The organism is Micromonospora sp. NPDC049060 (assembly GCF_040649055.1).
Taxonomy (GTDB): domain Bacteria; phylum Actinomycetota; class Actinomycetes; order Mycobacteriales; family Micromonosporaceae; genus Micromonospora; species Micromonospora reichwaldensis.
On record NZ_JBEZEV010000147.1, the window covers coordinates 1 to 8,645 of the forward strand.

At 73.4% G+C, this 8,645-nt stretch carries 8 protein-coding genes and 1 pseudogene; 4 read left to right on the forward strand and 5 right to left on the reverse strand.

Annotated features, from left to right (window positions below; translation table 11 throughout):
- Positions 1–237 (reverse strand): annotated as a pseudogene (locus AB0B83_RS29500) (MFS transporter); the annotation flags it as partial.
- Positions 238–322: 85 nt separating this feature from the next.
- Positions 323–559: a hypothetical protein gene (locus AB0B83_RS29505; protein WP_132239717.1), complete on the reverse strand. Its 237-nt coding sequence runs from the start codon at positions 557–559 to the stop codon at positions 323–325.
- A 203-nt stretch (positions 560–762) separates the two neighbouring features.
- Here AB0B83_RS29505 and AB0B83_RS29510 point away from each other — a divergent pair, with 203 nt between their 5' ends.
- The 3 genes from AB0B83_RS29510 (at position 763) to AB0B83_RS29520 (ending at position 4,218) form a co-directional block, all read left to right on the forward strand.
- Complete coding sequence (locus AB0B83_RS29510) at positions 763–1,893, forward strand: geranylgeranyl reductase family protein (protein WP_357580909.1); 1,131 nt, start codon at positions 763–765, stop codon at positions 1,891–1,893.
- A gap of 190 nt (positions 1,894–2,083) precedes the next feature.
- Positions 2,084–2,275 (forward strand): hypothetical protein, encoded by a 192-nt coding sequence (locus AB0B83_RS29515; RefSeq protein ID WP_357580910.1) that lies wholly within the window; start codon positions 2,084–2,086, stop codon positions 2,273–2,275.
- A gap of 266 nt (positions 2,276–2,541) precedes the next feature.
- Complete coding sequence (locus AB0B83_RS29520; RefSeq protein ID WP_357580911.1) at positions 2,542–4,218, forward strand: ABC-F family ATP-binding cassette domain-containing protein; 1,677 nt, start codon at positions 2,542–2,544, stop codon at positions 4,216–4,218.
- 112 nt (positions 4,219–4,330) lie between these two features.
- Here AB0B83_RS29520 and AB0B83_RS29525 read toward each other — a convergent pair whose 3' ends face one another.
- Positions 4,331–6,121, reverse strand: a complete 1,791-nt coding sequence (locus AB0B83_RS29525; protein WP_357580912.1) for a 5'-nucleotidase C-terminal domain-containing protein — start codon at positions 6,119–6,121, stop codon at positions 4,331–4,333.
- Positions 6,122–6,332: 211 nt separating this feature from the next.
- On the opposite strand from AB0B83_RS29525, the gene AB0B83_RS29530 reads away from it, so the two are divergent.
- Entirely contained in the window at positions 6,333–7,235 is a 903-nt protein-coding gene (locus AB0B83_RS29530; protein ID WP_357580913.1) for an SDR family oxidoreductase, read from the forward strand.
- Positions 7,236–7,396: 161 nt separating this feature from the next.
- Here AB0B83_RS29530 and AB0B83_RS29535 read toward each other — a convergent pair whose 3' ends face one another.
- Together AB0B83_RS29535 and AB0B83_RS29540 are read right to left on the reverse strand one after the other, a co-directional pair.
- Positions 7,397–8,056, reverse strand: coding sequence for a nucleotidyl transferase AbiEii/AbiGii toxin family protein (locus AB0B83_RS29535; protein WP_357580914.1), 660 nt, complete (start codon positions 8,054–8,056; stop codon positions 7,397–7,399).
- On the reverse strand, positions 8,053–8,394 hold the full coding sequence (locus AB0B83_RS29540) for a hypothetical protein (RefSeq protein ID WP_357580915.1): 342 nt from the start codon (positions 8,392–8,394) through the stop codon (positions 8,053–8,055). The genes AB0B83_RS29535 and AB0B83_RS29540 overlap by 4 nt, the downstream gene beginning before the upstream one ends.
- Positions 8,395–8,645: the final 251 nt, after the last annotated feature.

An 8,645-nucleotide genomic window follows, 5' to 3' on the forward strand; every position in this document is an offset into this window, starting at 1 on the left:
GCGTGCGTCGCCGAAGCGGCCGGCGGAGACCAGCACCAGCCCGAACGTCAGGGCGTACCCGGAGAGCACCCACTGCAGGTCGCTGGGGGAGGCCCCGAGGGCGCGGTCGATGGACGGGACGGCGACGTTGACGATGCTCACGTCGAGCAGCGTCATGAAGGCGGCGACCAGCCCGACCCCGAGGGCCTGCCAGCGGCGCCGGTCGTCCGGCGGCGCGGTCGTGTCGGTCGGGCTCAAAGCGCCTCCCGTGGACCGGTCTTCGGGCATCGTCGAGCGTTGCCCCGGTCCCCGGGAGGCGAACCATCGCGAGGCGCTCGGCGGCTCACGCCATCTGGCGGGCGCAGAACCGGGGACCGAAGTCCAGCCCGGCCATCGGCGAGTCCTCCCGGTGCAACAGGTTCTTCTCGGTGAGCTGGTGCAGCGGCGCCCGCAACTGCTCCTCGGTGAGCCCGGCCTCCTCGGCGATCAGGTCCGGGTACGGCACCTGTCCCCGGGCCTCCAGCGCCGCGACCGCGTCGTACACCCGCTCCTCGACATCCGACAGCTGCACCTGCCGCATGGCCTTTCCTCCTTCGCCTGTCCCGCCCCTGCGCGGGCGGTTACGCCGCGCGATTACCCGGTGGACGGGCGAAGATGCCCACCCGATCGGGCGGTGCCGGTGGCCGTACTCCGGCCGAAGGCACCCCGGCAGGCGCTGGCCAGGCTGCACGTGCTCGCCGCGCCGTCGGCGCCGCGGGCTGCGGCTTGCCCTAGGCTGCACCAGTGATCGTCTGGGATCTCGCCGTCGTCGGCGCCGGCCCCGCCGGGCTCTCCGCCGCCCACGCCGCCGCCCGGGCGGGCGTGCGCACACTGGTGGTGGAGCGCGCCGCGCACCCGCGCTACAAGACCTGCGGGGGCGGGCTGATCGGCACCTCGCTCGCGGCGGTGGCCGGCCGGATCGAGGTGCCCGCGCACGACCGGGTCGACCGGGTGACGTTCACCCGGGACGGGCGTCGCCGGTTCACCCGCCGCCATCCCGGCGGTCCGCTGGTCAGCATGGTGCGCCGGGAGGAGTTCGACGACCGGCTGCGGGCCGCCGCGGTCGCCGCCGGTGCCGAGGTGCGCGAGCGCGTCGCGGTCCGCGCGGTCGAGCAGGACCCCGACGTCGTACGCCTGAGGCTGGCCGACGGGGACACGGTCCACGCGCGGGCGGTGGTCGGGGCGGACGGCTCCTCGGGGGTGACCGCCCGGCACGTGGGGGTCCGCCACCGGCAGGTGGACCTGGGGCTGGAGCTGGAGCTGCCCGTGCCGCCGGAGGAGCAGGCGCGCTGGCGGGGCCGTCTCCTGCTGGACTGGGGTCCGCTGCCCGGCTCGTACGCCTGGGTCTTCCCGAAGGGCGACCGGCTGACGGTCGGGGTGATCGCCGCCCGGGGCGAGGGGGAGCGGACGAGGGCCTACCTGCGCGGGTTCGTCGACCGGCTGGGCCTGTCCGGGGTGGAGCCGGCGCACGACTCCGGCCACCTGACCCGTTGCCGGGCCGAGGACTCGCCGCTGCGTCGGGGCCGGGTGCTGGTCGCGGGCGACGCCGCGGGGCTGCTGGAGCCGTGGAGCCGGGAGGGGATCAGCTACGCGCTGCGTTCCGGCGAACTGGCCGGCGCGGCGGTCGCCGCCGGTGACCTGGCGGGCTACGACCGCGCGGTCACCCGGGACCTGGTGCCGTCGATGCGCGCCGGGCACCGGCTGCTCGACGTGTTCGTCCGGCGGCCGGGGGTCTTCCACGCGTTGCTGGCCACGCCGCCCGGCTGGCAGATGTTCGTGCGGTTCTGCCAGGGCCGGGCGAGCTTCGACGAGACGTTGCGTCGCGCCCCGGTCCGGGCGGCGCTGGCGCTGCTGGACCGGCCACGGGCCGGCTGAACCCGGCCACGGGGCACGCACGTCCTGACCGCACCTTCTGGCGCGCACGCCTGACCGCACGCCCGCCCGACGCGCCGACACGCGCCACAACCCACACCGGCCCCGCCTTTCGCCCAGGATCCTAGGATGCCTTAGCGGTGGTGTCCGTCGTCACCACCGCACACAATGAAGACGTCGAGGGAGAGAAGTCATGGCAGAAGATCGCTCCGGACCGGCGTTCACCGACGACGAGTACAACTTCCTGCGGCACGTGCGCTTCGGCGAGTTGCCGCCCGCGGTCTGCCCGGAGGAGCGGACGGCGCTGACGGAGACCGATCCGCGGCGGGACCAGCCGGATCCGGGCGACGAGCGCGACCGGTGGGACCTGCGGCACGGGGCGTGACGCCCTGCCCGGGGAACGGGACGCAGCTCCAGCACCGTTCCTGCCGGTTCGTCGTACGGCCCGCCCGACGGAGCGAAATCCGGACGAGCGGGAGCGCCCGCGCTGCTAACCTGGCCGTCATGGCACGAGGTATCTGGTCGCAGAAGGTCCGCTCCGCCCGCTGACGGCGGCGCCTGCTCTCTGCTGAATCCGCGCTCGCCGTCCCGGTTCCCGCCGGGCGGCCGCTTGTTGCTGCCCGGCTCCACCACGAGCTGCGGAGCACCCTTGTGAACCTCACCCCGACTTCCGAAACCCTGTCCCTGCCCGTCACGGCGGGCGGCGCCGCGCACGTCCGCGCCAACGGCGTCGCCGTCGTCCGCGGCTCCCGACGGGTCCTCGACGACGTGTCGGTGACTGTCTCCGCCCGGTCGCGGATCGCCGTCGTCGGCGAGAACGGCCGCGGCAAGACGACGCTGCTGCACGTTCTCGCCGGCCTGATCGCGCCCGACGAGGGCACCGTGCACCGGGCGGGCACGATCGGCCTGGCCCGGCAGGAGTTGTCCGCGCGTGACGGTGAGACCGTCGGCACCCTGACGTCCGAGGCGCTGGCCGCGTCGTTGGCGGCCCTCGCCGCGCTGGACGAGGCGTCGCTCGCCGTGGCCACGGGCGATCCCGGCGCCGGGGACCGCTACGCCGTCGCCCTGGAGGCCGCCACCGGGCTCGACGCGTGGGACGCCGAGCGCCGCGTCGATGTCGCCCTGGAGGCCCTGGGGGCGTGCACGGACCGCGACCGCGCGTTGTCGGAGCTCTCCGTCGGGCAGCGCTACCGGGTACGGCTGGCGTGCCTGCTCGGCGCGCGGCACGACGTGCTGCTGCTCGACGAGCCGACCAACCACCTCGACGCCGACGGGCTGGACTTCCTGACCCGCAGGCTGCGTGAGCACGGCGGCGGCCTCGCCGTCGTCAGCCACGACCGGGCGCTGCTGCGCGACGTCGCGGACCGCTTCCTCGACCTCGACCCGACGCGCGACGGGACGCCGCGCCTGTACGCCGGCGGCTACGACGCCTGGCAGGACGCCCGGCGCCGCGAACGTGAGTCCTGGGAGCAGGACTACGAGGAGCAGCAGGCCGAGCACCAGCGGCTGCAGAACGCGGTGTCCATGGCACGCGACCGGCTCTCCACCGGCTGGCGGCCGGACAAGGGGACCGGTAAGCACCAACGCCAGTCCCGCGCGCCGGGCGTCGTGCAGGCGCTGCACCGCCAGCAGGATGCCCTCCAGGCGCACCGGATCGACGTGCCGGAGCCGCCGCCGACCCTGCGGTGGCCCGACCTGAGCGTCAGGCGGGGTGCGCCACAGTTGCGGGCGTACGGCGTCGCCGTCGACGGGCGCCTGGCCGGTCCGGTCGACCTCACCCTCGACGGCGGCGACCGGCTGCTGGTCACCGGGGCGAACGGTGCCGGGAAGTCCACGCTGCTCGCGGTGCTGGCCGGCGCGCTCCGGCCCACGGCCGGACGCGTCTGGACGGCGAAGGAGGCACGGCTCGCCCTGATCGACCAGGAGACCGCCGCGTACGACCCCGGCCTCACCGCCCGCGAGGTCCACGCCCGCCACGTGGGGCGGCTGGTGGCCCGCGGGGCGCTCCGCGACGCCGAGGCCGTCCCGCTCGGGGCGCTCGGGCTGCTGGACTCCGATGCGATGCGCACCCCGGTCGGGCGGATGTCGCAGGGGCAGCAGCGGCGCCTCGACCTGGCGTTGGCGCTGGCCGGGCGGCCCGGGCTGATCCTGCTCGACGAGCCGACCAACCACCTGTCGTCGGCGCTTGTCGACGAGCTGACCGAGGCGATCCGCGACACGAGCGCCGCCGTCGTGGTCGCCACGCACGACCGGCAGTTGCTGCGGGACCTCGCCGACTGGCCGCGCCTGGAGATCGGCGGTCGGGTCACCGGCCGCGAACGACGCTGACCCGGCTCGCGGAGCCGGCCCGGTGTCACGTCGCGTACGTGGCACCGGGCCGGTCGTGCCGCCGGGCGGGCCGCAGGCGATCAGCCCACGGCCCGTCCGGTCATGCGGGGGATCAGAAGACCGGCACGCCCTCGCGCACCAGCCGCCAGTTCGGCTGGTAGAAGTCCGCCGGGTCGATGGTGCCCTTGGCCTGCGCCCAGTCGATCAGCAGCTGCCGGATCTCCTGCTGCTCGTTGTAGACCTGGGTCTTCACGATGCCGGGGAAGTTGCCGCCGCCGCTGCGCCGGTAGTTGTTGACCGCCACCACGAACTGCGCGTTGTCAGCCACCGGCGTGTCGGTGCCGGGCAGCACCAGGCGGGTGACGCGCTGCCCCACCGGCCTGGAGATGTCGATGTCGTAGTCCAGGCCGGAGAAGACGTCGTAGTTGTAGTCCGGCACGGCCGGGTCGCTGATCGTCGCCGGGTCGACCGGGGCGCCGGGGGCGAGGGTCCGGAAGTACTTCGCCGAGTACTCCAGATAGGCGCGCACCTCGGCGCCGCTGAGCACGACCGCCTCGAGGGTGTTGTCGAAGACGTACAGCCCGGCCACGTCGCGGATCTTCACGTCGCCGGCGGGGAAGACCGCGGTGCGGCTGAACGGTGCCGCGATCGACAGCACCGGAAGGTCCGCGTACGCCGTGCCGGCCAGCGCCTGACCGACGACCTCGGTCTGCACGTGGTTGATGAAGTCCAGGATGGGGGTGTCCCTGTAGCGGCTCTCCGCCGCCGACAGCTCCACGGTGGAGCGGGCCACGACCTGGTTGACGTACGCGACGGTCTTCTGGTGCTGCGCCCGTACGGCGGCGAGGACCTTCGGGTCCTCGACCACGGTGTTGGTGTTCAGCAGGGCGGCGGACTTCTTGGTGATCTTCCAGCGGCCCCGCTCGCGGGTCAGGGTGAAGTCCATCCGGCTCAGCCGCTGGCCCCACTTCGACGGCTCGGTGAGCAGCACCTGCTCGCCGGTCTGCTCGTTGGCCACGAACTTCTCGGCGACCTCGGCGTGGGCGTGGCCGAACAGGATCGCGTCGATGCCGGGGACCTGCTGGGCGATCAGCGCCGTCGGGTTCTCGATCGGCAGCTCCGGGCCGTAGCTGGAGGTGCCGCTGTCGCCGCCGTGGGCGGAGATCAGCACGATGTCGGCGCCGCGCGCCCGCATCATCGGCACGTACTTCGCGGCGGTGGCGATCATGTCGTCGAACCGCAGCTTGCCCTCGACGTTGGCCCGGTCCCAGATCGCGCTGCCCGGGTTGGTCAGGCCGAGGATGCCGACGCGCAGCGGCGGTGCGGCGAAGCCGACGGAGACCTTCTTGATGAGGTACGGCAGGAAGGCCGGCTTGCCGGTGGCGACGTTGACGGCGTTGGCGGCCAGCGCCGGGAAGCCGAGCTGCGAGATCCACTTCGCCAGCAGCGGCAGGCCGTAGTTGAACTCGTGGTTGCCCAGCGTCACGGCGTCGTAGCCGAGCACGTTCATGGCGTTGGCCATCGGGTGCGTCGCACCGGTGGTGGTGATCGGCTCCTGCTTGGCGTAGAAGGTGGCCAGCGGGGTGCCCTGGATGGTGTCGCCGGCGTCGAGGACCAGCGTCGCCTTGCCGCGCCGCTCGGCGCGGATCTGCGTGACGAGAGCGGCCAGCTTGGCGACGCCCACGTCGTTGTGCTTGCTGTCGTCGTACTCGGCGTCGGAGTAGTAGTCCCAGTTGTAGACGTTGCCGTGGGTGTCCGAGGTGCCGAGGACCGTCAGGTCCCAGGTCCGCGACCGGGCCGGGCCGGCCGCCTGGGCGGGGGTGGCGGCGATCAGCGGGACGCTCGCCGCCGCGGCCGCGGCGGCGAGCACCGTCCGACGCGACGGGCCGGAGGGAGAGGTCATGAGGTGCCTTTCCATGGGGTTCGGGACGCCCGGTGAGCGCCGAGCGCACCATAAACGAGCGGCGGTCACTCCTGCCACAGCCGCCCGAGGTGTTTCATCACACCGGCGCGCAGGGGCATGGTCATGTAACACGGCGACGGCCGTTTCCGCTTGCCGCCGCAGGGTAGGGCGTGGGAGACCCCAGACCCGACCGGTGCGCGAGGAGACGTCGGTGAGCGAGGACCAGCACACCCAGCAGGACCCCACCAGCCAGTACGGCCAGCAGGAGGGACAACCGAAGCAGCAGCAGACGCCGCCCGGCTCGACGGAGGAGATGACCCCGAAGCCGGACCACGGCGAGGAGTCGTACCGCGGCAGCGGCAAGCTCGACGGCCGGCGGGCGTTGATCACCGGTGGCGACTCCGGCATCGGCCGCGCGATCGCCATCGCGTACGCCCGGGAGGGCGCCGACGTGCTCATCTCCTACCTCAGCGAGGAGGAGGACGCCGACGCCCGGGAGACCGTCCGGCTGGTCGAGGAGGCCGGCCGCAAGGGCATCGCGGTACGCGGCGACATCACCGACGAGGGGCACTGCCAGGAGCTGGTCGAGCGGGCCCTGCGCGACCTGGGCGGGATCGACATCCTGGTCAACAACGCGGCCTACCAGATGGCACAGGACAAGGGCATCCTCGGCATCAGCGGCGAGCAGTTCGACCGGGTGCTGAAGACCAACCTGTACGCCATGTTCTGGCTCTGCCGGGCGGCCGTGCCGCACATGTCCGAGGGCTCGGCGATCATCAACACCTCGTCGATCCAGGCGTTCGACCCCTCGCCGCAGCTGCTGGACTACGCCACCACCAAGGCGGGGATCGCCAACTTCACCAAGGCGCTGGCCGCCGACCTGGCCGACCGGGGGATCCGGGTGAACGCGGTGGCGCCGGGTCCGATCTGGACGCCGCTGATCCCGGCGACGATGCCGAACGAGAAGGTCGAGAAGTTCGGCCAGGACACCCCGGAGGGACGCCCCGGTCAGCCGGCCGAGCTGGCCCCGGCGTACGTCTTCTTCGCCTCCCAGGAATCCAGCTACGTCACCGGCGAGATCCTCGGCGTAACGGGCGGCCGCCCGACAAAGTAACCCCGCCCGCTGACCGCGCCCGTTGGCCCGCGTCGATCATGCACTTGTGGTGCCTTGCAAAAGGGAAGGATCAGCACTTCCCGCCCACCGGAAGTGCATGATCGACGCGAGAGGTGCGGGCCGCCGGGCGCGCGGAGGGACGGGGGGTGGCGGGTGGGTGGTCAGCGGGGCCAGGGGGCCAGGCGGGCACGGACCTGGGCGACGGCGGCGGGCTCCAGGCCGTAGCGGGCGAACCGGCGGTCGGGCAGCCGGTCCAGGTAGCGGCCGGCGGCCCGGACGTCGTCCTCGTCCAGGGCCGGGTCGAGCTGGCGGGCCAGTTCCAGCAGCTCCGCCACGTCGTGGTGCTCGAGGGCGGCCGCGACGTCGATGTAGTCCCGGACCTCCCGCCGGTTGACCAGGGCAGCGGTCTTGTTCGCCATCAGGTCCCGCACGTCCATTACCGGGCCGAGGTCCATCACCACCGGGCTACGATGCCGGTCGAGGCGGGCCAGGCTGAGCCGGATGAGCCGCCCGTCCCGGCTCACCACGAAGTCCCTCAGGTCCCGGTCGAAGCCGTCGAACAGCTCGGCCAGCTCGCTGTCGGGGTCGGCGTCGGTCACCTCGAACCCCGCCCGCTCCAGTGCCGTCCGCACCCCGTCCGCAGCCGCGGCGGCGGCCCCCTCCACGTCCGCGAACAGGTCCACGTCCTCCGTCGGGCGGGTCACCAGCCCGTGCGCCGCCCAGGCCACCCCGCCGCCGAGCACGAACCGGTACGGCCCGGCAGCGGACAGGGCCACCCGGGCCACCTCGCGGTAGAACTCGTGCGGGTGGGCGGTGCTCACGCCGTACGCAGCCCCCGGTGGTGGCTCTCCCATGCCTGGCGTACGCCCCGGGGCAGGTTGAGTAGCCGCCACACCCGGCGCAACGTGCGCCCGTTGATGAGCAACCGGAGATCCTCCGCGCGGGTGGTCTCGCGCAGTACGTTCTCGTACATCCAGAGCAGTTCGTCCGGATCGCCCAGGTCGAAGGTGCGGTCGGCGTTCCACATCAGTCGCACCGGCAGCTCCACCACGCCACGGGTGGGGCCGGCCAGCTCGGTGAGGGTGCGGGCCACCACGGCGGGCCGCCCCGGACGGGCCAGATGGGCCGCGCGGGTCGGAGCGGGGGAGAGGGCCTGCATGCTGTCAGGGTAACCCCAGGTCGGGCCGCTGGGGATCGCGGTTTCGCCGGTGTCGCGGCTGGCGGGGCGTGGTCGGGCTCGTTTTTGGTGCTTCTGGCCGGCGGTGAGCGCGGGTCGCCGGGGCTGGGTTCTGCGTTCTCGGCGTGGTGGTTACTGCCGGCGTCGGGATGTTTCGTGGGGTGCGGTGCGTCGTGGTGGGGGTGTGGCCCGCCGTGCCCGGCGCAGGGATCAAGCCTGACCGCCCGGAGCCG